The organism is Nostoc sp. (assembly GCF_036917935.1).
Taxonomy (GTDB): domain Bacteria; phylum Cyanobacteriota; class Cyanobacteriia; order Cyanobacteriales; family Nostocaceae; genus Nostoc.
This window is the reverse complement of sequence record NZ_JBALEL010000064.1, coordinates 102,180-127,700: the sequence shown is the minus strand read 5'-3', so window position 1 is coordinate 127,700 and position 25,521 is coordinate 102,180. Positions and strand designations below refer to the sequence as shown.

Annotated in this window: 16 protein-coding genes and 4 tRNA genes; 8 read left to right on the top strand and 12 right to left on the bottom strand. The window is 41.3% G+C overall.

The window, feature by feature from the left end:
* Position 1: 1 nt before the first annotated feature.
* The 5 genes from V7K62_RS28720 (at position 2) to V7K62_RS28700 (ending at position 7,686) form a co-directional block, all read left to right on the top strand.
* Entirely contained in the window at positions 2–1,378 is a 1,377-nt protein-coding gene (locus tag V7K62_RS28720) for a tetratricopeptide repeat protein (protein WP_334870217.1), read from the top strand.
* On the top strand, positions 1,378–4,677 hold the full coding sequence (locus V7K62_RS28715; protein WP_334870215.1) for a glycosyltransferase family 39 protein: 3,300 nt from the start codon (positions 1,378–1,380) through the stop codon (positions 4,675–4,677). Before V7K62_RS28720 ends, V7K62_RS28715 begins: the two co-directional genes overlap by 1 nt.
* Positions 4,678–4,702: 25 nt before the next feature.
* A complete protein-coding gene (locus V7K62_RS28710; protein ID WP_334870213.1) occupies positions 4,703–5,671 on the top strand; it encodes a lysylphosphatidylglycerol synthase transmembrane domain-containing protein in 969 nt (322 codons plus the stop codon).
* Between the two features lie 51 nt (positions 5,672–5,722).
* A complete protein-coding gene (locus V7K62_RS28705; RefSeq protein ID WP_334870211.1) occupies positions 5,723–6,499 on the top strand; it encodes a class I SAM-dependent methyltransferase in 777 nt (258 codons plus the stop codon).
* Positions 6,500–6,624: 125 nt separating this feature from the next.
* Positions 6,625–7,686 carry a hypothetical protein gene (locus V7K62_RS28700; RefSeq protein ID WP_334870209.1) on the top strand — a complete coding sequence of 354 codons (1,062 nt, stop codon included), beginning with the start codon at positions 6,625–6,627 and terminating at the stop codon, positions 7,684–7,686.
* 389 nt (positions 7,687–8,075) lie between these two features.
* Here V7K62_RS28700 and V7K62_RS28695 read toward each other — a convergent pair whose 3' ends face one another.
* From V7K62_RS28695 to V7K62_RS28670, 6 genes are all read right to left on the bottom strand, one after another.
* Positions 8,076–8,261 carry a hypothetical protein gene (locus tag V7K62_RS28695; protein WP_334870206.1) on the bottom strand — a complete coding sequence of 62 codons (186 nt, stop codon included), beginning with the start codon at positions 8,259–8,261 and terminating at the stop codon, positions 8,076–8,078.
* A 243-nt stretch (positions 8,262–8,504) separates the two neighbouring features.
* The gene (locus V7K62_RS28690; protein WP_334870204.1) at positions 8,505–10,106 is read right to left on the bottom strand and encodes a TROVE domain-containing protein; all 1,602 of its coding nucleotides are present in this window, start codon (positions 10,104–10,106) and stop codon (positions 8,505–8,507) included.
* A 37-nt stretch (positions 10,107–10,143) separates the two neighbouring features.
* Positions 10,144–10,270 (bottom strand) — tRNA-OTHER (locus V7K62_RS28685).
* A 28-nt stretch (positions 10,271–10,298) separates the two neighbouring features.
* Positions 10,299–10,436: transfer RNA gene (locus V7K62_RS28680), tRNA-OTHER, on the bottom strand.
* Between the two features lie 23 nt (positions 10,437–10,459).
* Positions 10,460–10,584, bottom strand: a tRNA-OTHER gene (locus V7K62_RS28675).
* A gap of 52 nt (positions 10,585–10,636) precedes the next feature.
* Positions 10,637–10,785: transfer RNA gene (locus tag V7K62_RS28670), tRNA-OTHER, on the bottom strand.
* A gap of 581 nt (positions 10,786–11,366) precedes the next feature.
* Here V7K62_RS28670 and V7K62_RS28665 point away from each other — a divergent pair.
* Positions 11,367–12,083 carry a hypothetical protein gene (locus V7K62_RS28665; RefSeq protein WP_334870202.1) on the top strand — a complete coding sequence of 239 codons (717 nt, stop codon included), beginning with the start codon at positions 11,367–11,369 and terminating at the stop codon, positions 12,081–12,083.
* A 17-nt stretch (positions 12,084–12,100) separates the two neighbouring features.
* Here V7K62_RS28665 and V7K62_RS28660 read toward each other — a convergent pair whose 3' ends face one another.
* Together V7K62_RS28660 and V7K62_RS28655 are read right to left on the bottom strand one after the other, a co-directional pair.
* Positions 12,101–13,243 carry a quinone-dependent dihydroorotate dehydrogenase gene (locus V7K62_RS28660; protein ID WP_334870201.1) on the bottom strand — a complete coding sequence of 381 codons (1,143 nt, stop codon included), beginning with the start codon at positions 13,241–13,243 and terminating at the stop codon, positions 12,101–12,103.
* A 207-nt stretch (positions 13,244–13,450) separates the two neighbouring features.
* A complete protein-coding gene (locus V7K62_RS28655; RefSeq protein WP_334870199.1) occupies positions 13,451–13,777 on the bottom strand; it encodes a hypothetical protein in 327 nt (108 codons plus the stop codon).
* 133 nt (positions 13,778–13,910) lie between these two features.
* Between V7K62_RS28655 and V7K62_RS28650 the strand changes: the two genes are divergently transcribed.
* Together V7K62_RS28650 and V7K62_RS28645 are read left to right on the top strand one after the other, a co-directional pair.
* Positions 13,911–16,832 carry a GAF domain-containing protein gene (locus tag V7K62_RS28650; RefSeq protein ID WP_334870197.1) on the top strand — a complete coding sequence of 974 codons (2,922 nt, stop codon included), beginning with the start codon at positions 13,911–13,913 and terminating at the stop codon, positions 16,830–16,832.
* A 414-nt stretch (positions 16,833–17,246) separates the two neighbouring features.
* On the top strand, positions 17,247–19,445 hold the full coding sequence (locus tag V7K62_RS28645) for an ATP-binding protein (RefSeq protein ID WP_334870195.1): 2,199 nt from the start codon (positions 17,247–17,249) through the stop codon (positions 19,443–19,445).
* Positions 19,446–20,334: 889 nt separating this feature from the next.
* Here the strand turns inward: V7K62_RS28645 and V7K62_RS28640 are convergent.
* From V7K62_RS28640 to V7K62_RS28625, 4 genes are read right to left on the bottom strand one after another with little or no spacing between them, the layout of a single operon-like run.
* The gene (locus V7K62_RS28640) at positions 20,335–21,048 is read right to left on the bottom strand and encodes a hypothetical protein (RefSeq protein ID WP_334870193.1); all 714 of its coding nucleotides are present in this window, start codon (positions 21,046–21,048) and stop codon (positions 20,335–20,337) included.
* Positions 21,049–21,105: 57 nt separating this feature from the next.
* Positions 21,106–22,656 carry a nickel/cobalt transporter gene (locus V7K62_RS28635; RefSeq protein ID WP_334870191.1) on the bottom strand — a complete coding sequence of 517 codons (1,551 nt, stop codon included), beginning with the start codon at positions 22,654–22,656 and terminating at the stop codon, positions 21,106–21,108.
* A 23-nt stretch (positions 22,657–22,679) separates the two neighbouring features.
* Complete coding sequence (locus V7K62_RS28630; RefSeq protein WP_334870189.1) at positions 22,680–24,074, bottom strand: tetratricopeptide repeat protein; 1,395 nt, start codon at positions 24,072–24,074, stop codon at positions 22,680–22,682.
* 5 nt (positions 24,075–24,079) lie between these two features.
* Entirely contained in the window at positions 24,080–25,354 is a 1,275-nt protein-coding gene (locus tag V7K62_RS28625; RefSeq protein ID WP_334870187.1) for a DUF4331 domain-containing protein, read from the bottom strand.
* Between the last annotated feature and the right edge of the window lie 167 nt (positions 25,355–25,521).

Below are 25,521 nucleotides of genomic sequence, written 5' to 3'. Positions count from 1 at the left end.
GATGAATCAAAGTTATTGGACTAACAGATTTTTTGCCTTTGCCAATTGGTTTAATCGAGAAAAGATTACTCTGTTAATTGGCTCTATATTACTACTACTAGGAGCCATCTTTTCTTGGTATCGTTTACCTCCAGAAACCCTAGAAGCATTTGGTATAAATCTATTTTGGGCAAATGCTGTGAGAGTGCCATTAGCTTTGTGTGCGATCGCAGGTTTTACTTACACTTTTGTATTTCATATTCGACAAGCTCCACGCTTAGTTTTTTGGGGTGCATTAATACCAATATTACTTTTTCCTTATTTCATCACAACTTGGTCGCCTGCTGTGTCTTTTATTGCAGCAGAATACTATAACCGGGGAGAAAAAGTATCATCTCATGTAGATAAAAATTTTTCAGAAGTTCAAGCTCAATGGAAACAGAATATAGTCTTGGATAATCCAGATGCTCCTGCTTCTACTTTTGGGATGAAAATTGAGGATAGCCGATTCTTTCAACTGCCATCATGGGATAAAGTTATCCTTGAAGGATTTGGCTATAAAAATAGTTTTTTTACTGGTATTGGTAAAGGTTGGGGCTTCAGCCTCATTGGACTGTTAATTTGCCTAATGGGTCTTTATTTAGCATTAGAACAACAGGGACTCAATACCTTTATGAAAGAGATGAAAATATTAGTACCTGTGAGCGGATTATTATTTTCTATTATTTTAGGTTCTCATATTTGTTTTAATATTATAAATTATCAATTAAATGTGCAGTTTGCTAAAGGTGAATATTCTCAAGTAGTAAACACCAGCCAAGTTTTAACAAGATTGTATCCACCTTTCCAGGGAGATGAAGAATTTTTAGAGCGGCTTGCAAGGGCAGAGTTATATACAGGTACAGCCGAGCCAGGATTGCTTAATTTCATTCAGGGTCTAGAAAATTATAAAGATAGTAATTTTGTAGAAGCAGAGAACTATTTTGAAAAATCTTTACATAGTCAACCTAACCGCTTTTTGGTAAGAGGGTATTTGGTGGCAGCAATTCTAAATCGAGGTATTAATTATTTTAACGAGCCTAATACTAGGAATGCTGGCACAGCAGCAGATATTTTTGAAAAAGCATTCAGCATATTTCCGGGTCATGTTGAGGCTTTATATGACCTGATGTTAGCCAGGGTTGTAAATGGCGAATTTCATAAATCGGCTGAAGTTGCTAAACAAGTCATAGATGGGCAGAAGTACTTTCAAGAACCAGGGATTGGTTTAATGGGACAAGCCTATGTCCATCTAACTTGGGCTGAATATAACAACGGTGATATTAATAAAACCTGGGAAAGATATCGTCAATCAGTTGACACCAAGGCTTGGAATGACTCAGGAGTAGAGAAAAAATAATGGAACGTTCACAACGTTGGTTGCCATTAGGGCTGATATTAGCTTTAGGATTATTGTTAGGAAGTTTGATGTTTTCTATTTGGGAGAGAATCCCTACTCCTGTAGAACACGTAGATTGGTCACAACAAGCCCAATGGATTGCCCCTCAAACGCCTACTTACCGTTTTTATGCCCGTCACACCTTTAATTTACCTGATAATGCAACAGCCGGCTGGCTACGAATAAGCGCTGATAATGATTTTACTTTATATGTTAATGGAAAGCAGATAGCAAGAGAGAACAATGTTACCAATAGCTCTCGTGGTTTAGGTGCAGGGCTAAGACTACCTTTTCAAGATATTAATGATAGTAATCGCTACAATACTAGAACATCACTCAATTATTTACTGGCTAGTTCCAATGACTGGAAATTAACAGCTTATGTAGACCTAACTCGTTATTTGCGCCCAGGTAAAAATGTTGTTGCGTTAGAAATTCAAAAAGGAAAAACTAATCCTCGTGTAGTTGTTGAGGGGTCTGTTTATCCTACAGATGATCCTACACCTATTAGTTTGTCAACGGGAGAAACTACTTGGCGCGTTTTTAATCTGTCAGAAACTCGTCAATCTCTTCAATGGTTTGACCGAGATTTCTCAGATGAAAATTGGTCAGAAGCTAAAGTACTAGGTTCGCTTCGAGAAACTACTTACAGTCGCTTAAGCAAAAATTTGTTTGACCGTCGTCTACAGGGAAATTGGATTGCAGGAAATCAAAGTTCTCAAGGGCAAGTATGGCTCAGAGGTATATGGCAAATACCAACAGAGCGAATTTCTCGTGCTTATATCAGATTTGCTGGGCAAGGTGCATATTCACTATTGCTGAACGGCAATCTTATTAATAATTACATAACTGAGAACGGCAACCAATTGCATCTTTTAGAAGTCACAAAATTTCTCCGACCCGGAAATAATACATTAGCTGTGAGTTTAATTAGCCCATTAAATACAGCATTGACAGGGATTAACCCTCTGAACCCTAATAGTATTCTTAACTTCTTTTTAGATGGGTGGGCAGAAGCAGAAACAGGCAAAATTATTGGGGTAATTGCTACTGGTAATACATGGACATCGTTAAATAAACCTGTATCTAGATGGACAGAAGGTGCAGGTGAAGAGAAACCTGTAAGTCTTTTAGCTTTACCGAAACCGGAAAATTTCCAGCGTAATTTTGAAGGTAATGCCTATTTGCTCAATTACCCTAATTACTTATGGCGTCAGAGCCTTTGGTTAATAGGCGGAGTTGTCTTTGCGGTAATTTATGCTTCACTTTTAGGTTTATGGCTGGGATATGGAAATCGGTGGTGGGAAAACTTGGTTGCAGGATCTGCAATTCTCTCACCAAGCACTTTATTTTTAGCTGCTATTGGTTTACTCAAACACCGCTTTGCAGAAGCAGAAGTTGGATTATTATTTGCCCAATCAAACAGTAACTACGTAATATTGTTTGGGTTTACAGTCATAATTTTATTGACATTAGTTTTCATTCGTGTAAAGAGAAAGATTAGTAAATTACCTCTATCTTTTATTTGGTTCTCGCTGGGTTTAGTAGCTTGTGTTAGTTTCAGCTTGGCATGGGGTGGAAATGTCTTTCTTGTCTTTAGTTTAGCGATTGTAGCAGCGATTATTGCCTACATTTTTGTTTGGATGCGAAGACGGGGACAATTACCAATCCCTGTATTACAAGATAAATTTAATGCTCTACAGCAGAAATCACCTATTTGGGGTGAGTGGATATTTCTCATCTTAATTGTCAGTGTAGGGTTTGGGCTAAGGGTTTATAACCTCGGTTTTATCGACTTGGATGCCGATGAAAATACTTCCCTAGATGCCACTAGAGGTATTCTCCGTACAGGCGCACCCATACCTACTTCTGGTATTTGGTACACTCGCGGGGCTTTCTATCACTACCTACTAGCTGTTTGGTTACGAGTAGTGGGAGATTCTATTATTAATGCTCGCCTGCTATCTGTACTTTGGGGTACAGCTACTTTAGTTCTAGTCTATCTTTTTGCTTACAAACTAACTGGAAAAGCATGGATTGCCTTATTAGTAATAGCAGTTTTAGCTGTAGACCCTTGGCAGCTTTGGTATTCTAGATTTATTCGGTTTTATCAACTTCTACAATTTTTAACTATTCTCAGCTTTTGGTCATTCTTCAAAGGTTTTATTGATAAATCAGGAAGACATTATCAATATATTTTTTTCATATCTTTAACTCTCAGCTTGTTGAGTCAGGAAATAAATTTAACAATTATACCAGTATTTTTAATAGGTTTTTTGTACTTTTATCGCCCCTTTAGTTTAGTACATGATTGGCAGATTATCTTGAGTAGCATAATAACTTTAATAATTTGCTTTTACAACCTAGTTTTTTCTGCCATACGTCTTTTGACTCCTTTAGCAGCCTTATCTGATGCTACAGCCTCTTATCTAAGGCTACATTTTTATGATGTCACAAATTTATTAGCTAACTTCTTTATTGGCCCTGATAGGATACATACCATTTACAGCTTGTTTTTCTTTGCTGGATTTATCTACTTTATCAAACGTAAAGATAGAAAAATGATATTTTTATTTATCAGTATTATTTCAAATATATTTTTAATAAGTATTTTAACTTATAATTTAGCCGAACGTTATGTTTACGGTGTTTATCCCTTATTCATTTTACTATCTATTTATAGTGCAATTTCTTTAATAAATAGTTTCAGTAATATTATGTTGTCTACATTAGATAGATGTCTATATTTAAAAGAAATTACTCTTGGTCTTCTTTTATTATTGCTCGTCAGTAATCTTCAATTTACAAGAGTGATAGATAGTTATCAAGAAGCATTGCTTCGACGTAACTCTCAAGTATTTGATTACATCCGCGTTCATAGACAATCAGGAGATATAGTTCTTTCACCTTTATCTTCGGTTAGTTTGGGAAAGCTAGACTATTACCTCTTTCCGGTTTGGGAAGGGGAAAATTTTGATTCAGTTTATTGGCATGATGGTAGATTAATAGATCGTTGGGGAGGGGGAGTAATAGTTAATAATTTAGATCAGTTAAATCGCATTCTTGATAAAGATAAACACCTTTGGATTAATATAGATGATGTTAGAAATCCCAGAGCTAACTTTGACCTACGGCAATATATTCAAATTTTGGGTAAACCAGTTATCGATAGTTTTGGTAATCGTCTACGACTATGGCAACCAGAGGATGGATTACCAAACCGTATACCTAACAAAGGCAAAGATTTAGGGGCTTACTAACACTCGTATATATGAGGAGACTATAGTGAAAATTAAACCAATAGTAATTTTAAAGACTGTTATCAGTATAGGACTTATAGTCCTAATATTTACTCATATAGATATTGCTCAAACCTGGAAACAGTTTCAGACATTATCTTTACCATTTATTGCTTTTGCTCTAATTTATTACACAGGCTGTCAATGGTTGAGTTGTTGGCGATGGCTAGTTATACTCCATTCTACTGGACATTCAGTATCGATGATTAGTCTCCTCAGCAGTTATTTTGCTGGGATGTTTCTTAATATATTTCTCCCTGGTTCTTTTGGTGGAGATGTCTATCGTATCTACAGAGTGACAAAAGAAACGAAAGATTCTGAAGCTGCACTTGTATCTGTATTTCTAGAAAGGTTTACAGGGCTTTTTGCTTTATCTGCTTTAGCTATATTAGGTTTACCTCCTGCGGTGAGAGTAGTGGGACGTTGGGATATTATTTTACTGTTTTTTGGTTGCGTTATTGCTTTAGTTGGTGGAGTGCTTTTAATTGCTAGTCCGCAATTATTAAAAATAGCAGAACCTTGGCTAAAAAAACTAAATTTGCAAAATTTAGCAGTCCGTTTTGCCAAAATCCAAATTCTCTTAAGGCAATTTGCTCAACATCGCCAAGCTTTAGGTATGTCAATTTCTCTTTCTTTTTTATTAATGCTTGCTATAGTTTATTACCACTATCTCATAGCTCAACAACTAAAAATTCCTATTTCCTACCTGGAGCTTTTAGTTTTTATTCCAATCATAGCGGTAATTACCCTAATTCCTATATCTCTAGGAGGTCTAGGTGTAAAAGAAGGGTTATGGATTTACCTGTTCAATCGAATTGGTCTAACTGGAGAACAAGCTCTTTTGTTATCTGTAACTATGACAATGCTAAGTTGGCTTTTAGCCTTACCAGGAGGAGTAATCCTGCTGTTGGATTCTGCTGGATTCCAGCAAATTAAGCAAGCAGATGAGCCGTAAAATCCTGCTCGTTGAAAATTCATGACAAACTACATTTGATGGTAAATATTTATGAACCGCTCTATTTTTCTGAAGATATATCCATACATTCTCAAAAAACGTTCTTTCTTTTTTAAGCTAGGGACTCCCTATCTTTATATCCGCTCACTCTGGTATGCTGGCGACAAAGTTTTCTGCCCTTGCTGTGAAAGAAAGTTTCGGGAATTTCTACCTTTTGGCGCTCAGAAGCGACCTAATGCTATATGCCCTAGATGTTTATCTTTAGAAAGGCATCGTTTATTGTGGCTTTATCTTAAGAACAAAACAAATTTGCTTTCGCAAAAGCTCGAATTACTTCATGTTGCACCAGAGTATCTGCTCAAAAAATCTATATCTAGTCTGCCTAATATTAGTTACCTCAGTGCTGATTTACAACCAAATGAAGCAATGGTGCAGATGGATATTACAGATATTCAATATCCAGATAATGTCTTTGATGTAATTTTGTGTAGCCATGTTATAGAACACATTCCTAACGATTGGCAAGCTATGTCGGAATTATGCAGAGTTTTAAAACCCGGTGGTTGGGCAATTTTACATGTTCCGCTTGATCCTAAGCTAGAGAAGACGCTGGAAGGGACAAGTGATTTATCACCTGAAGAAAGAGAACGGCTATTTGGTCATCATGATCATATGAGAATGTATGGGCGTGACTATAAAGAGAAGCTTGAAAAAGCTGGATTTACAGTAAAAGTTGATAGTTACCCGCAAGAGTTGGGGATTGATAATATTCAAAAATTTGGCTTGATGCCAGATGAAGATATATATTATTGTACTAAGCTCTATTGACCGTTTAGCCTCTAGTGTACCTAGCTAAAACAGTAAATTCGATGGTGATATGTGTGGCTAAAATAAGTTGTTTGTTCACAATGGGATATCTAGCATCTGGGTTCTCAATCTTATTTTTATCGCAGATGGTAACACAGAGCGTCTACAGTACTGCTCCGACTCATAACAGCAGTACTGTAGATGCTGGAATGCATCTGTTGGTAAGGGAAAATAAACAAACTCCCATCCAACTTTCTTCAAAAACAGATTTTGAGCATGAATCAACTGATTTGATTGCCAATGTTCTTTATGAAAAACTGCCTAGTTTATACAGATTCATATCATCTAGTGGTGCTAATGGTATAAACGCCAGATGGGAAAGGAAACAAGTAAAGCAGTGGTATATAGAGGGTCAGCGAAATGGCGAAGAATTAATCATTGGTGGGTTAGTAAAAAATGATCCTCAAGCTATTCAAGCAGGATTCAAAATGTTTGACTGGGGATTTGCTCACCAAGCCAATGATGGCAGTTTCTTCTTAACAGGTGATCGCTTTCATAGTACCTCTTTCTTTGTAGAAGCAGTTGCCCATGCACTTTTGGTAATACAACAATCTCCACACTCAAAACAGTATGCCTATCAAGTAGCAAAATATAAACCTTTGGTGCATCGTGCTGCACGGTGGATGATTTTGCCAAATATCTGGGAAAAAGGAATCAAACAGAACAGCCATTACACTCATCGCCGCTACCTAGTTGCCACTGCTTTAGGACTTACCGGCAAACTAACCAATGATCAAGAATTGATCAACTACGCTCGTAACTCTATTCAGGATGGTTTATCTCTACAACGTTCAGACGGTGTTAACCCAGAAAAAGGTGGTTACGATAGCAGTTACCAAATGGTCGGTGTGTTGTATGCTCAACGGTGGGTGACATATTTCCCTGAAGATTCTCTAACACCAAAAGTAAAAATGATGATAGAGAAGTCGTTATTATGGGAGCAAACAAGAATTTTACCCTCTGGAAAAATTATTAATGAAGGCAATACCCGTACTGCTGGACAAGAAATAGCAAGGTCGGGCAAAGTTAAAAGTATAGATCAAAGGTCTGTAATACGTGCTTTTGCTTACTGGGCATCTGTAACAGGTAATCAAAAGTGGGAAAAAACTGCTCGTCAAATAGCAAAGTTTTACTATAAAATTCCGTAAATTTTTACTAGAGGCTAAAAGATTTATCATTTTAAAAGGATCTAATTATATACCTGTAATATTAAAAATAGTTTTACTTTTATCTACGAGCTTGATTATGATTGCAGAATATAATTATTTGCAAGCGGTTACTCAAGGACAGGTTATTCCTTTTGAATATGCAATGTTTTCTTGTATCTTGAGTGCAATAGTTATGTTTATATGTTTTTCTTCTATTGAAGAGAATCAAATTTATTTACCTCTAAGAATAATCATAAAAATCTGATCAAAATATAGTCTGGGGATTTTTTGTATTAATGGTATTTTCAGCCTGCTTTTTTTACAGTTAGGTACTCAGCTATTTGTAGGATTCAACTTTACTTTTTTGGAAATATTAGCAATTAAGTTAATTAGCTGTAATTTACTATTGATACTTTCTCTAGGACTCTCAATGCTGTGCGATCGTATAGGACTTGGAGCTTGTGTTCGTTAATCATTCGGTAGTTGAATAATTGATGAGCGATCAAATTTTTGTGTTGTGCTTCTAAAAAATTGCGATGTCTACGACGGGCTGCGCCTACGCACATCGAAGACACCCTACTTCTTCCCATCGCTGAAATAGAAAAACGACCATTCAAAAATTAAATCGCCTTCTTCTTTGCGTAAGCAAAAAATCAAACAAAGGCGGGTGCGGGGATTGAACCCGCTAATCCCCAAAATGGTGGAGACGTAACCGATAACCCTAAATTCTCCGGCCCCGAAAGGCAAGTTGCGAACAAGGATAACCCGCCATGAAGTATGAAGGATAAAGTATTTCGTCCTTTACCCTTCAGCAATATCTACAATTCACCCGTAGCCAGCATCTGGATGATCCGAGGCGTACCTGGGTCGAACCCTGCCAAATCCCAAGACAGCGAATCTTCAGGATCTACCAAAGTAATCTGGTAAGGTGTCAAGGTGACATACACCGCCTTGACGTTGGGATTTACCTTTTTGCGGTACTCCTTCAGCGCTTGACTTGGATGCTTATTTCCTGCCCAGCTTTCCGAGTCAGTCCAAAAGCAGACTACATCTGCCTTGAACTTATTCTTGATCATCCAGTCGTAAGCTACCGATGCATCCGTTCCACCGAAGTTTTGATTGCTAGCTTTGCGAACCGCAGAACTAAAACTATCTTTGGCGGTAATACCTAATTCCCGGAATTCGGTAGAAAAGCCGCGAATCATGTAGTTTTTCTCTGCTTTTGCTGTCACCAGTGCCATTGTAGTGGCAATTTCACAACAACTCAGTCCCATATCTGCAACCAAACTACCCATAGAACTAGAAATGTCCACGGCGTGCATGAACACTTTACCTGTGGGTTGCACAACATCAAAAGACAGTTCAACCGCTTTTTCTAAGATGTCCACAATCCGGGGAACTGGGTTCCAAGTTTTCTTACTGCGTCCTAATGTTCCACCAGCTTTATAAGTTTTGAGTGCTTTCAAAACATCAATTGGATGGATGCGACCTTTACGCAGATGTTCCTTGTTGTTAAGAACTGCTTCCACTCGCAGCAAGTTGGCACTTTCATCAGCTCGCAACACACCCAGTTCAGTTAAAGAACCCAAGTTACGCAGCATTGCACCTATTGGCATTTCCTGAAATAGCAGCTGCCAAGCTTGCTTATCCATTTTGCCCACAGGTGCAGCCATTTCGTGGGTTAGGCGTCCTTGGGAAATAGCTTCATGGGTTTGGGTGGGATTTCGCTTCAGCCACTCATACCACCAAATCTGCGCTAACGCCTCTGAGGGGATATCTGCTGGCAATTCTTCCCAGCTTCTAACTACCCACTCAAATAGTTGACGGTGATTTTCTGTAGGCGGTTTGACATGAAACAACCGCAATGCATCCCGGTGGGAGAAGCCTTGACGCTGTTGATATTTCAACAGTTGATAAGCTAAACCCTTGACATCTTCCCGTGAGAGCCAAGTTTTACCAGCTTCCCGCACTACTTTGCCAAATCCCCGCAGAGATTTGGTGTAGTTCAACCATTCGTAGAAGTGGCTACCAGTGCGGACAACTTGCGGGAAGATTTCACCAAATGCCTGTTTTGCTTGCGGTGCTTCACCCATCGATAGCAACACCAAAGCCAAGATAGGCGCACTGTTATTGATGGCGCGTCCATCGCTAGCATAGAGAATTTCTTCTGCTACACTGCTGGGATTTTCGGCAACAGCAAGTCTTACAACTGTCACAAAATCCTCAGTTAATTCCTGTTTCCCAGCGTAGTAAGTGCTTTTTGCTGTGCCAACCAACAAACAACGGCGCAGCATCTTCCAAATACCAGCGTTGAACATCCAACCGCCGGAACGCCCCTGAACCATTTCTGCTTGTCGTCCGGGGATAGGTTGATTTTGGGGTGTAGTTGTTTTCTTTTTAGTGAAAAAATTGTAATTCATCGCTTCATCTCCCGGCCCTTGCGGGCAAAAATGAAAGGTGGCAGAGCAGGATTTGAACCCGCGACATCCGGCTTAACAGGCGATAACCCTAATTCGTCGGCCTTTTCAGGCAAGGTGTGAATAAGGATGTTTTTCGGCGCTCTACCAAACTGAGCTACCTGCCACATGAAAATTAAAAACACAAAATTTACTCTGGTGGAACAGGATTTGAACCTGCAACCGATGAATTAACGATAACCCTCGAGTCGTCGGCCTTTGCAGGCAAGTTTGTGAACTAAGGACTATGGGAATTAACCCGTTCATTGCTCTACCAGATTGAGCTACCCACCAGATGACAATTCAAAATTAAGTTTTGGGTGGCGGAGCAGGACTTGAACCTGCGACCTCTCGAACCCTAATCGATAACCCTAATTCGTCGGCCTTTTCAGGCAAGGGGTGAACAAGGATGTTTAGCGCTCTACCTCTGAGCTACCCGCCACATGAAATTTTGGATTTTGGATTTTAGATTTTAAATTCAATCTAAAATTAATTGGTGTAGTGGAGCGGGAATTGTAGCTTGCTTCCCGTAGGGTACCCGCGACCTCCCGCTTGGCAGGCGATAACCCTCAATTCGTCGGCCTTTTCAGGCAAGGTGTGAATAAGGATATTTAGGCGCTCTATCCACTGAGCTACCCACCACATATAAATTCAAAACTCAGCACTCAATTTTCTGTAGCGAAGTAGGATTTTTACCTACACCTCCAGAAGTTTGATCGAGGGTGTTTTAGTTATATACGATAACCCTCGATACGTCGGCCCTTCCGGGCAAGGTGGGCACTCTGTCATTTGAGCTATCCGCTACTGGTGAAAGCTAACTTCCTAGTGAAAGTTGACTTGTATTACTAATGTAGTATATGTATTATGTGTTGTCAAGGGTCTGGCAAGCTAATGCGCGAATTATTGCTTTTTAAAGAGAAGTTGGAGCGGTAGAAGCAAGCCGCTGATCAGAATTTCGGGGGGATATTATCTAAGATGTATTACGATCGCACTCGTCAAAACCCTTTTATTTTCTCTGGTCAAAAACTTTTGCGCGTAGTTTACCGCCGTAGGCATCGCAGACCAATATTAGATAAGCAGAAGGGTGATAAGGGTATAACACTTGCTGAGTAAAGGTTTTGCCGAAAAATTTGCCGCAACTTTGCCAAAAGATACAAAAAAGTGCCCGAATTTTTGCCAAGATAGATAATATTATTTATTAAAATTCACTTGGCAAAAATCGGCATGAGTGAGAAACCCATAGAAGGTAACGGTAAGACTTTTCTCGTTCTACTTTTGCCCATCTCGTTTTTGATTATTTTCCTAGTTACCACTTGGAGAATTTTACTGGCAGTAATTGTGCTGGTAATTGGCTTCAAGCTTTGGCAGGAATATCAATGGCAACAGTGGACTGTGCGAGTTAACCCAATTTTTCATCAGTTGGTTCGCGAAAATCAGGGCAGACTTACGCCAATGGACTTGGCAATTAAGGGCAATTTTCCTGGAACAACGGCAAAACGCTATTTGGATGGTAAAGCCTCGGAATTTGGTGCGAGTATAGTGAACTCCGAAGAGGCAGGGCAGTCTTATTACTTTATAACTGCCAGCATTCTCGGCAATATTCTTGACAGTAGTGAGCCTGTTAAACAACTTACTGCTCAACCAGTTACTAAAACTGCGCGATCGCTTTTAGCACCACCACCACAGGAGGAAGAACCAGAAACCGAATTACTCCCACAGCAAACACATGAGTCAGCTAAACGATCGCTGGAAAAACAGTTAGTTTTTGGCTCTCTGATTCAATCTGAACTTGCCAAACGGCTAAATGTCTATTCCAGTACGGTTTATAAACGGCGAAATGATCCAGAGTTTCCTGAGTGGAGTCGCAGCAAAGACCCTGATAGTATTGCCTGGTCATACTCGGAAAAAACTAAAGAGTTTTTCCCACTGGAAGAAGGATGATAATTCAAAAATATTAATTACTTTTGATTTTTGAATTCTAAGCCCACAGCATCGTTGATGGAATTTAATCCGCTTTGTTCTAACTTGGAAAGTAAACCTGCTAGAATTCGGCGTACCATCAGTGGCCCTTCGTAAATCCAGCCTGTATAAACCTGAATTAAGCTAGCACCAGCAGTAATTTTTTCCCAAGCATCTTCAGCAGAAAAGATGCCACCAACGCCAATAATCGGAATTTGTCCTTGAGTTTGCTGCCAAATAAAACGAATTACCTCAGTGGAGCGATCGCGCAATGGTTCACCACTAATTCCGCCAGCTTCATCCTGGGGTGATTTGCCAGTTTGGTCAATTACCTGGGTTTTCAGTCGATCACGGCGGATGGTGGTGTTAGTGGCGATAATTCCCGCCAGTTGGTAGGTTTTAGCTAAACAAATAATGTCAGCGATCGCAACCCAATCTAAATCTGGCGCTATCTTGACAAAAATCGGTTTTTGTGTAGTATTTTCTTGTTGCAATAATTCTAAGATGGCACTGAGCATAGAAGCATCTTGGAGCGATCGCAACCCTGGTGTATTCGGAGAAGAGACATTAACAACAAAATAGTCTCCCAAATCCTTGAGTAAACGAAAACTATCGAGATAATCCTCTGCGGCTGCTTCTAGGGGAGTTACCTTAGATTTACCCAAATTTATCCCTATGGGTATTGATCGGGTTAACTCATGCTTTTCTTGTGACAAACGTGCTGCCATGACTGCTGCACCACTGTTATTAAAACCCATCCGATTCAGAGCAGCTTTATCTAACGGTAGGCGAAATAAACGGGGACGCGGATTTCCTGGCTGTGCGTGAAAAGTTATAGTTCCTAGTTCTGCAAAGCCAAAACCCAGGTTAGACCAAATGCCAGCAGCGACTCCATCCTTGTCGAAGCCAGCTGCTAACCCTACAGGATTTGGGAAGTTTAGCCCAAACAAATTTTGTTCTAGGCGTGAATCGTACAGGCACAGGGATTTTTGTAGGTGGCGGTTTACCCAATTAGCAGGGGGGCTAATATTTCTTTGCGATAGCCAGCTAAAACTGCGAATTGTCTGCTGGTGTAACCACTCTGAATCGGTTTTTACCAGATTGAACAAAAGCGGACGAATCGCAAGTTGATAAATATCCATTAGCTTTTATAAAGAATAACTCAGAATTCAGCAGTCATAATTCACACCAGAATTTTGTACGAGTGGGTAATGAGTATTGCTCAAAACCTTGCACAGAAGCAAAAACAGGATGATTACAGTTCAGGTAGAACAGGAAGTAACTCAGCTAGATCGGATGAGAGTCAATAACCCCCCTTAACACTACGCGAATTCGCTAGACTGCCGCGCCTACTCTTTAGCTTGTCGGAGTTCTTCTTTAGCTTGTCGGAGTTCCTCTTTAGCTTGTCGGAGTTCTTCTTTAGTCAGCCACACTTGTTCAGCAATCTGCCGAAGAAATGCGGCAGAATTTCTCATTTCTTCAGCAAGCTGCCGCATTTCTTCGGCAGAATTTCTCATTTCTTCAGCAAGCTGTCGCTGTTCCTCTTGTGAGAGCCTGACATCTTCAGCAGACTCTCGATCCTTCTCTTCTAAAAGCCTGGAATCTTCAGCAGACTCTCGCTTTTCCTCTGAGACTTGTCGCTGCTCCTCTAGAGCATCAGACGAAGTTTCGCCCATTTTTCTAGCACTCCATAATCTAACTTCAACGAACCCGTTACTTATAACTTTCAGCAAACACCTGTGGCCATATTAGTCAGGATGCTTTTCTGGGCATCTTATATATTACAAGCTATGTAAACTAATAAATCAGATGGGGCAGCCGCAAAAACCTATAGCCGCCGAACAGCAGATCCTCTCATTGGGGCGAGTCCTCCAGAGTCTCAGAGAAGAAGATGATGTTGACGTTCTGATTGAAACTACTATTTCTTATCTCAAAGAACAGTTTGACTACAGATTAATTTGGATTGCTCTTTACGATCGCCTGAATCACATATTATTCGGCAAAGGGGGCGTTACACCTGACAATGACGTGAGCTTTTTACGACAAAGGGTTGTTCTCAGTCCTGGGGATTTATTAGAGCAAGTAGTAATTGAACAGCATCCCTTGGGCGTAGCTGATTTGCAAACTGAAATTCGCGCTCCCGAATGGCACAAAATTGCCGAAAAATTCCACATCCAAGGAACGATTATTTTACCAATTCGGTATAAAGACCGTTGCTTGGGCTTGCTGTTATTGGGTTCAGAACGCTGGGGCTATCTACTGACAGGAGAAACAAAAGCACGTTTGATGATGGTTTTAGGTGAACTGGGGGCAGTGCTTTATCAAAATGAGATGCATAAGCAGCAAAAGCAAACCAGGCGAACCGAGGAGCCATTATTAGAATTGGTAGAAAATTTACGCACCCTCAGTAACATAAATCAAAGACTTGAAGCAGCGGTGCAAGCAACTCATAAATTTGTCTCTCCCAACCGGACAAATGTTTACTGGTTTGAGCGGGAAGGGCGCTACTTTTGGTGTCGGATGAGCAATCAGCTGGTCAAAATCGATCGCAATTCCAGCACTCAGCAAGCAGCGGGAATGACTGTACAGGATTTGAGCGACTTTTATTATGCTTTGGCAGTTAACCAAATTGTCTCTATTGGTGATGCCCGCAGTTCTTTAAAAAGCCATTTTACAGCAAAATTGCTGGAACGCTTAAAGGTGCGATCGCTCCTGGCAGCTCCAATCATCTGGCAAAAGAACTTAGTCGGTTTTCTGGCGGTGGAAAGCAATGAACCTCGCATCTGGACGGACACAGACAGAAATTTCGTTCAGGGTGTTGCTGGTTTAATTTCCCTAGTTGTACCTACCGAAAGCATGGAAAGCACTATCAAACAGATTCAAGAGGATGCTCAACTGACTAGCCAAGTTGCTCAAGGTATCTATAGCGAACATGACCTTCAGGAAACTTTACATAGTTGTGCTAAAAGAGTTTTAGCTAGATTAGGTGCCACCCGCTTTTTGCTGTTGCAGTATGATCCTGAGCAGAAGAATTATCAATTTATTTACCAAAGTCAGCCCCATAATCGCCGACCGTTGACATTTACCCTTCATGCTCTCAAAGAATTAGATGGGCAGCTTTTGCAAGGTTCAACTCAAGCGGTGGAAATTGAGAACTTAGATGAAGATTTACGCTTTTTTAACTGGCGTCCCTTTTTACTAGAAAATGGTGTGCGATCGCTACTTGTTTGTAAATGCACTCACGAGCATATACCAGTAGCGCTTTTGGTGATCACTCATGAAACTCATCGTTCTTGGACAACTCTGGAAAAGGAATTGCTGTGGGTCGTCAGTCAACAGATTGGTGTCATTGTTCGTCAGTGGCAATTACATAACCGCACCACCCAGCAGCAAAAAACTTCCCAGGTATTTGAGCAATGCTTACGCATCCTGACACAATCCCAGAACCGCATTCAGGTCGAAAAAAAGCATTTAGAACGTACAGCACTCGAACAAATAGCATCAATTTTGAGTTGTCCCCTAGCAGTAATACTATCCTGGTCGCCCGGTGAAAGTTGGGCAGAAATTATCCCTGGAGTGATTGACAATAGCCAATTTAGGATTTTTTCTGATGCATTTATTTCTATCCAGACTGAAGCCTTAATTCAGTGGGCACTGGCCACAGAGAGTTACCTGACTTTGAAGGTGGATAATTTACCCCCGGAAACCCGAAAATGGTTGAATGTTCCAGACAAAAGTCAAATTTTGGTGATGGCATTACGTACCAATGCTGATTATGAAACCACTGGTGTAGTGTTGTTAGTAGACCATCAAGAGCGTCGCTGGTCAGAACAAAACCTCAGTGCGATCGCAACCCTGATTTCTCTATTAGCCTGGTGGCGTCGTGAAAAGCAAATTACCCGACTTCTAGAATCCACAAACGAGGACTTACGACAACTCAACTGGTACAAACACCGTCGCCTAGAGGAAATTCAAAGAATAACGGCGCACTCCCTTAAACAAATCCATGATTTGGGCATTCCTGCTAATGAACTGACTCAGATGCGCTATCAGCTATTGCTGCGGCAGTTAGATCATACAGCCACCTCCATGAGTGGAATGCTAAAACTTGAGAACTGGCAGCTACATATCAGTTGGGAAACTATGCCCATAGCCAGTTTACTGAAGCGATCGCTCGAACGGATCGAAAATTTACTTAAACAACATAAGCTGTGGATTGGTGTACATGGTTTGGGACAACACATTGACGAGCAAGAATCGCCGAAGAATTCTTCATTAGTCAGAGGCGTTCCTACCTCCAGCGCTCAATCTGCAATGGCGATCGCTGGTGATATTGTCAAAATTGAATTAGTTATCCATGAATTATTGGTTACTGCCTGTAACCGTTCTCAAACCGGCAGCAGAATTGATATTTGGTGTCGCCGTTTAGATGCGTCTAAAAACGTAGATGCAAAGCATTCTTCTACAAGTGCGGGAAATGAACATCAGACATCGCTAGAATTGTCAATTACATATAATGGTGCGATCGAACCACAGCTACTCACAGAACTGCACCAAAATACACCCAAGGATCTGCTTGCTACCTCCAACCTCGACCAACCACCAGGTTTACATCTGCTAATCTGCCAAAACCTCATGCAAGAACTAGGAGGAGAGTTGAATTTTTATCAATTACCAGATAATCGGGTAGTTAGTCGCTTGCTGTTGCCGTTAGCTGTTCATGATTCTTAGAGGGTGTTTTTCAAAATAAGGAAAATTAGCTTGAGTTAAGAAAAAATTAAGTTCTGGTAACTTTCTGACTTACTCAAAGCACCTTATTTATCAAGGTTTCAGAAGAAGAGTGGTGATCAGCTTAATTGCGCGATCGCCCCCTTCTAACTCTCTTGAAATTTAACCAGCATAAATTACGTATGCCTGATTTCTCCTAATCCAGATGCGATCGCAAGCACATCAGTTATCTTGAGCATAAATACTTAAACAAATTGCCGCTTCATCCAGAATTAACATACTACTTTGCATAATATAAAAGAAAGTCCGAAATCTGGGATCTAAATATAAATTTTGTCAAAGAAGATTTTATAAATCAAAAACATCCTTCATACTTTAAAACAGTAATCCTACGTAAAATTTAAGGAAGGGATGCCAATGACATCTCTATTACAGCGACTAAGTGCAGAACGAAATCGCAAATTCGTGGGACGTGGGCGGGAACTGGAGCTATTTCTTGATGCGATCGCATCAAGAGAATTACCTTTTCACATTTTGCACGTCTTTGGCCCCGGTGGTGTGGGCAAAACAACTCTCATGCATCAGTTTCTGCGATTTTCTGAACAGCACCAGATACCATGTCTCTACGTAGAAGCACGTAATGTAGAAGCTGTACCAGAATCTTTTCTGAACACGTTGCGATCGTTGATGGGATTGAATGAATCCGATTCTCCTATGCATGTGCTAGCCCAAAGACTTGAACGTAATGTAATTTTAATTGATACCTATGAAGCTATTACCCAGTTAGATGAATGGTTGCGGGAAGTATTTTTACCTCACCTGTCTGTTGACACCTTAATTGTTATTGCCGGACGCAATCCCCCCTCATCCTCTTGGTGCAGCGATCCAGGTTGGCAAGCTTTGATGCACACCTTGCCTCTACGCAACCTCTCTCCAGAAGAAAGCCAAACTTATCTGATCACACGAGATATTCCCACCAGCCAACACCAAGCGATTCTAGATTTTACCCACGGACATCCTCTAGCATTGTCTTTGGTTGCTGAGGTGTTTGCTCAGACAAAAGAAATCTCTTTTCAAGCAGAATCTGCCCCCAATGTTGTCAAGATACTATTGGAAAGATTCGTCAAGGAAGTACCAACGCCCTCACAGCGTATGGCTTTAGAAGCTTGTGCGGTAGTACGGCTGACTACCGAAGCAGCACTAAATCAAATATTAGCTGTACCTGAAAATACTTTGGTTGATGAGGTTCACTCCTTGGGGGAAATACTCGATATCCATGATTTATTTGAGTGGTTGCGCGGACTTTCGTTTATGGAATCAGGGCAACTGGGTTTATTTCCCCACGATTTAGCACGAGAAGTTTTAATTGCTGACTTGCGTTGGCGTAATGGCGAATTTTACAATAAACTACACCACCAAGCGCGTCAATACTATACTAAACGACTAGGACAAACTCAGGGGCAAGAAAAGCATCGAGTGCTACTTGATTATATTTTCTTGCATCGAGATAATCCGGCGATTCGACCCAGTTTCACGTGGGGTGAGCATAGTAATTTAGTTACTGACTCATTACGGGAAACTGATAAAACTGCAATTCTGGGGATGGTGGCAGAATACGAAGGTGAAGAATCAGTAAAAATAGCAGCACACTGGTTGCAGCGTCAACCCCAGAATGTAATAGTATTTCGCGACTCACACGCCGAACCTGGAGGATTTGCGATGATGGTGGCATTACACGCAGCAACACCAGAAGACTTGAGTGCAGATCCCGGCGCTCTTGCATCTTGGGAATATCTCCAAACTAATGCACCATTACGACGCCCTAGCGAAGGAGCAACTATCTTTCGCTTCTGGATGGCGCGGGACACCTATCAAGCTGTTTCCCCTACCCAAAGCTTGATTTTCATTAATTTTGTGCAGTATTTCCAGAAAACGTCGGGGTTAGCATACACTTTTCTACCTTGTGCTCAAGCGGATAATTGGGCAGCAATGCTAAACTACTTTGACTTGACGCGACTTCCTGAAGCTGATTTTACAGTCGGGGGAAGACACTATGGTGTTTATGGACATGACTGGCGAATTGTGTCACCTGATGCATGGAAGGAAATTTTGGCACGAAAAGAGGTGGGAACTGTTGGAGAATCTGTAGATAATGCTCCAGTTAGTGAACCTCTGTTAGTTCTCAGTCAGCCAGAATTTGTAGAGGCGGTACAAAATGTATTACGTAACTTTAATCGTCCTGACGCATTGGAGAATAATCCATTAGTGCGATCGCGAAGCGTACAGGAAGTGCTATCGCGAAGTGTGGTAGAACAAATTGTTAGAAAAGCAAATATAAGCGAGAGTCCCAAGGACATGCTACGCAATGGCTGCTGCGGGCAAAGCCAACGCGTTAACACTTTACAAAATCTGGTGAAACAAGCAGTTGAATCTTTACAATCATCACCACGTGATGAAAAACTCTACCGCGCTATTTATCGAACTTATTTAAATCCCGCCTCCACTCAAGAACAAGCAGCTGAATTACTAAATTTGCCTTTCAGTACCTATCGCCGCCATCTCAAAGTCGGTATGACGAGAGTTGCAGATATTTTATGGCAAAGAGAAATTCACTGATTATCCTACAGAATGCTTGATGTTGAATTAATTCTACAATTCTTTAGTCTATATAAACTTGCATAGCAGGATGTCATACCATTTCTTTTTAAAGATGCTAAAACTAGCCCTTTCAATCTGAGCAGATGTACTATCAAAGTTCTTACGGCATTTCAAGCATCGGCTGGAATTGAACAAAGAATTTATGCATTAAATTCCAAATTTTTGGATTGTAAATTAAGCGATCGCCTAAGAGGTTGTTAGAAAAGTGGTGACTGAGGTATCCAAAACTTTAGATCCTCCTAAATCCTCCGATAAATTGGAGGACTTTGAGAACGTTATTCCCCCCTTTTTAAGGGGAGCCAGCGCGGTCTTCTCTACGAGACGCTGCGCGATGGGGTCTCCCCAAGTGGAGCGACTGGCGTGGGCTAGGGGGGATCTAGATACAAGCGTAGACTTTTCAAACATCCTCTAAGCCAAAATACCAAAATTGGCTTAAAGCATCATTTCTTTCATAGTACAAACGTTCACCTTGAAAGGGCTAGTTCTAGATGCGCCTATAGAACTTATGCAAAAAAAATACACGCCGTAGAAGCAATTCATGAATTGCTTCTACGTGAATAAAGCGTAGCCCTACATAGAATTGGTATCAAAGACTCAGATTGAGCCAAAAAAGTTTTTCAGCCTGTGACAAGCTAATTTCAAAGTAGCCTATTATGCACAAAGCAGTTATTAAAGAAATGAAGATAAATCGTTTCATATTTTCCTCAAAATAAGATTTTCTGGCATAATCATCACATACAACTAGTAAGACAATCTGCAACTATCCTTAGCTAGCGCCAGTTTTAGGAGTTGATATCCAACCTATAATGGGCGATCGCCCGTTAAATAAGTAATGAATATGGAGTAGTTAATTAACAGATTTTAGCTTTTTCAGTTTGCGCTTTAGTATTAAGCTGCTTCCAAAAATCCCAAAGATTACTGTGCTGGCAAGTGAAGAAGGTTCGGGGAGAAGTGTAATATTGCCAGGGCCAGTAATGGTATTGGTAAAAGTACCAAAACTGTTATTGCTATTGTCAAATCCAGTAGTGACTAAAAAGTATTGATTATTAGCAGTTAAGCTCAAGCCACTAAAACCAGATGTGCCTTCATCTGGAAAAGGATCATTCCCACTGAGTAAATTAACTAATGGGGTAGTTGGGTTGAAGCTGTTTTGGTACAAGAACTGGATGCCCAGGAAAGCTTGAGAACCTAGAACATCATAAGAGCCAGTAGTATCAACTAAGAAAGGTTGACTGTAATAAGGGACGGCAGTACCATTACTAGAAAGTGATGTGGGTGGGTTGGTACCACCTTCAAACCCTTCCGTTAGAGGACGGTTAAAAGTTGGTGCATTTGTTGTATCACCTGAGTATGAAATGGTGGATGCCTGAGATGGCAAAATAACACTTACAGATAGAGCGATCGCAGCAGAGGTAATAGGGATTGAACGTCTTAGCGATTTTTGCCAAAAATTAAATGAACACTCACTCAAACTCTTAAGTTTGCCTATTTGTGAAAACTTGGTTGAGTGATGAGATAGATTGTTTTCTGAGACGATGGATTCTTTAATTGCTTGTGACATATAGTTGTTCAGGGTTATTTTTACAAAAGTGAGTGTTTTGTATGATTGCACTTTCATCTAGTTCCAGGGATGAGCGAGCAAAGCCTGTGAAGTAATACCTAAGCCAATTAGAGTAATACATAAGGCACTTGCTACGGGTAACATCTTGATCCTGGGTATCTGGAGTGGCAAATGCTCAAACCGGTTTTTGGCGTAGACTAGCATTAAGCCGATTCCAGTTAGTACGGCTGCTAGACCTAAGCTAAAGGCAGATACCAACGCTAGTCCAAAGCCAACTCGTCCCATTGCGATCGCACTCAGCAATACCACCAAAGCTGAAGGACAAGGTAACAAGCCGCCGGAAATTCCCAGCGCTAGTAGGCTAGACCACTTCATGGAACTTAGATCACCGTGAGGCGGTAGATGTGAATGCTCATGGTGTACATGGTGATAGCGAAGCGCTAGCGAGTCAGACGCTCGCGGACTCGCTAACGCTGCGCTATCGAGCGTCTGGTGATGATGCAAGTCGTGGCTGTGTTGATGACTATGTACATGGTCATGTGAATGAGAAGCCTGAGTACCTTGCAATCGACTGATAAACAAATTCAGACCAATTACAGTTACCAGCACACCAGAGAGTACGCTTAACCAAGGGTACAATTGCTCTGTCAAAATAAACTGGGATGTGCCAAGAGTGACCAGCCCTAGAGCAAATATGCCAGCAGTATGGGTAATCGTCATAATCAACCCCAGGAATAGAGCGTGTTGGGCATTACTGCGAGAACCCACCAAATAAGCACCGACTATCGTTTTGCCATGACCAGGTGACAGAGCGTGTAAACCACCCCATAAAAAGGCGATCGCTAGAGCTATTAGAATAGTAAAGAAATTATGATTTTCTTGGGTAATCAGGCTAGTGAAGATATCGTTGCTTCTTCCTGTCAAAGCATTATCTAAACGGCTGGATGATTTAACAAACGGTGGAGGCGCTTGTTGACTCGATGTCAGAGACGGATTGAGTTTAAAGTCAATCCGACGCTGGTTGAGAGGACTGCTAAGTAACTCAGTGGGGTAATCTCTCAAGCGGTTGGTAATACTCAAAGAGGTGAAATCACCTTGAATAGGAACGCCATTTGCAGCCACAGTCATCTCACGCCAGCCCAAGCGCTGTGGATAAAACTGATCTTCAAACTCGATTAACTGATTCGCGCCTACTAACTCCGTTGTCCCCTGAAAGTTACAACTCAGCCGCAGTGTAGATAATCCTCCGACACCTGGAGGAAATTCGACTGTTGATTTGATCAAAGAAAGTGCTAAAGGCTGTTTATTGATCAACAGTTCTAGGTGTGAGTTGACTTCCTGGCATTTTTGGTTAGGGTATTGAACCGTCTCTATAGGTTCAGCTTTGCGATCGCGATTGGTATCTAAGTGATTAATTTCCTGAAAAGCAGGAATCTCTGCCATGTCTAGAACATAATCAATCCCTACACCATCGGTTGCTACCTGCACTCCTGCGTAGTGATTGATGGTGAAATTGCCTAAAGGATGGGCATCCGCCGGGAGCATCCAAAATAAACATATTGCGATGATTGCAGTATTCCAAGCCAAGTAATGTAGTAGTTTTTTCATAAAGAACTCCATACAGCGTTATTTTAGATTTTGGACTTCGACTGAGCGCTCACGCCCAAATCCAAAATTGCTTGACGAGCTTCATCAGCATACTTGTGATGAAATTGAGGATTGAGGCTAACAGCTTGAGTTAATCGCTTTATTGCTTCCTCACGATTACCTAAGTGAAAGGCAATCATGCCAGCATGGAATTGCAGCAAAGCATCTTCTGTTCCAAAGCGAGTTGCCCGTTGTGCTGCCCTTTGCGCTTCTTCCCATTGCCCATTAGCCGCAGCTGCCCAAGCCAAAGTATCCTCTGCATATACATCGTCTCGTACTGCTACTTCACTACGGGCAATCTCTAGCCCCTCTGTTAAATGAATTCCATGTTCGGTGTAGTAGACTGCCAAAGCGCGATCGTAGATTCCTTTAACCTTGCTCAGGTAAGCTACTACTCCGATTAAATCCTCAGTTTCAGCTGCGCCTTTTTGGTCGAGAAGAGCTAGTTGAGCATCAGCTTTATACCCCAGCGTTTCTACCAACGGCATCAGTTCTATACCCTGGTTTGCGATATTTAGAACATCCTGCCAGCGATGCTGTGCCGCATAGAGGCGGGCCAGTCCTGTAAACGCAGCTAGATGCCGTGGGAAGAGGTCAAAGCTCTCCCGATATCGCTGCTCAGACAGGGCAAAATCCCCGGCTGCAAAAGCCAGATCCCCAGTCCGCACATGAAACCAAGCACGAGTTTCGGCGCTCGTCGTGTAGAAAGAGTCCATCTCCTGCATAGCCTCATCTAGCAGTTGCCGCGCTGAGGCTAGATTGCCAGTTAACTCTAAGTAACGGGCGACAACGGCGTTATGACCAGAGTTCGATTCTTCCTCAGCAAGGTTCTGCAATAGTTGATGAGTTGCTTCATAGTCGCCCAACTCCATCTGAATCGATGCCTTCAACGAGATAATATTGGGATTATCAACAGATGAATTATTTAATACTTCTAAAGCTGATCGAAATTGGTGTTGAGATAGTAAAGCTGATGCTAAGAGCATGGAAGAAACCTCATTATGGCGCGGCTGTAGTGCCAAGGATCTACGTGCCGCTTGTTCTGCTCGTAACACATCGTCTATATCTCCAATTTCTCGAAAGCGTCTCAAGTATTGATCGGCTAACAGACGTAAAAATATTGAGGAATCGGGAGATTGAGCAACTTTCTGCTCATAGACGTTGATAATGTGCGATCGCTGTAAATAATCCGGGAAGACTAAATCTGACTGCTGAACTGGTAATATCTGCCTATAATTAACAGTCAGCAGTTGCATGGTAGAGGAATATGTGTCTACTAATCCATTGGTGTAGCCTAAACTTAGCGCTTGTGTATCACAGGGTCTTAGTAAAACCAGTAGGCTAGTCAGCACTAACACCCATAGTATTCGTAGATGCATAAACCTTACAAAGGATTACCTAAATAAGGGAACGTAGGAAGAAAGTTGGCATCATTAGGCCCAACATTATCGGTAGTCAGCCCCGGTATTTGGCCTGTAGTAATCCCTGTAACTGCATTACCAAAGACAACAGATGCTGTTACATCAATTACGTCATCTTTTGGTCTTCTACCACCAAAATTGTTGCCTAACTGAGTACCAAAATAACTCCCGCTAGGTTTGGAAAGGTCAGCTTGAATAACATCAGGAATCGCCACTGAGATCACTGCATCGGCTATGCCTTGAGGTCTACCGATCGCGTTGACAAAGGCTCGAATGAATTGGGATTGATTGCCAGCGTCTTGGGTTGGTGTCTGAAGATTACTATTATTATGAGCCTGAAAGTCCATAAAAAGTTCATTCAGGGCTGGAACTGCTAACCGCTCAATCTGAGCCAAATTCCGATTTCTGAGTCTAGGAGTATTAACACTAGTTGTGATCCAAACACCAATCTTGCCACTACCAAGCAGTTTCCTGGGTAGCTCGACAATAATTGAGTGGACATTGAATGGGGCTAGGGTGTCTTGTGCTTGTCCAGCTGGTCTAAAAGAAAGAACTTGCAAGGGAGGACTGGGCTTAGGCTGAAGGCTATAGTTCCGATCCGGGATAATTTTGAAGAACTGTTCTAGATCGAAGAAGAACGGGTCTTTGCGTGTGCCAACAAAGAACTTGATGCCGTTAGATGTGGAGAATGTTTGGTTGACTTGCCCTGTCAAACTTACTGGAAGCAAAGCTGAGTCTGTTCCTCGGATGATTGGACGACTTGGGCCGCGGACTGTAACAATTTGTTGTAAGCGTGTGCTATTTATATTGAATTGGAGTACGACATCTTCAATACTGTCGCCAGTGTTATCAATCTTGAACTGATAAAGAACATTTGGATCGAATGGTCTTTGTTCACCAGAAACGATCAGAGGGTCGAAATCCATTATAAGGACAGCATTGTTGGGGTCTGTCGGACTCTCAAACACATACAAATCTGTGAGATCCGCAGCAGTCAGCTTAGTGGCAAGAAAAGTTGTGTCTTGGTGGTCTGAAGCCAAAGCTTTAGGGGTTGCATAGATTAGGACTACGAGCAAAATAGCGACAAATGCCACTATGGGACGAAAAAAATGAGTAGCTTTAGTCCAATCTTGCGATCGCTTGACGGAAAAAAATGCCATATTTTGGACTGGTTTATCTATGGGAAACCTGCGTTCAGTTCGTAGAAAAGAGGTAATACTCCGAGCATTTATTTTCATAGTTGCCCTCCTTGAGGTGTTTTGTCCCTACTGTTGAATCCGGAAATAGCAGGCCGATTCAGATTGCAAAACAGACTGGGTTATTACCAAACCACCCCACAGTGTATTGACTCTACTGCTCACTTACCAGACCAAAACTTGCTCACTTATTGCTCACTTTTTTAGTT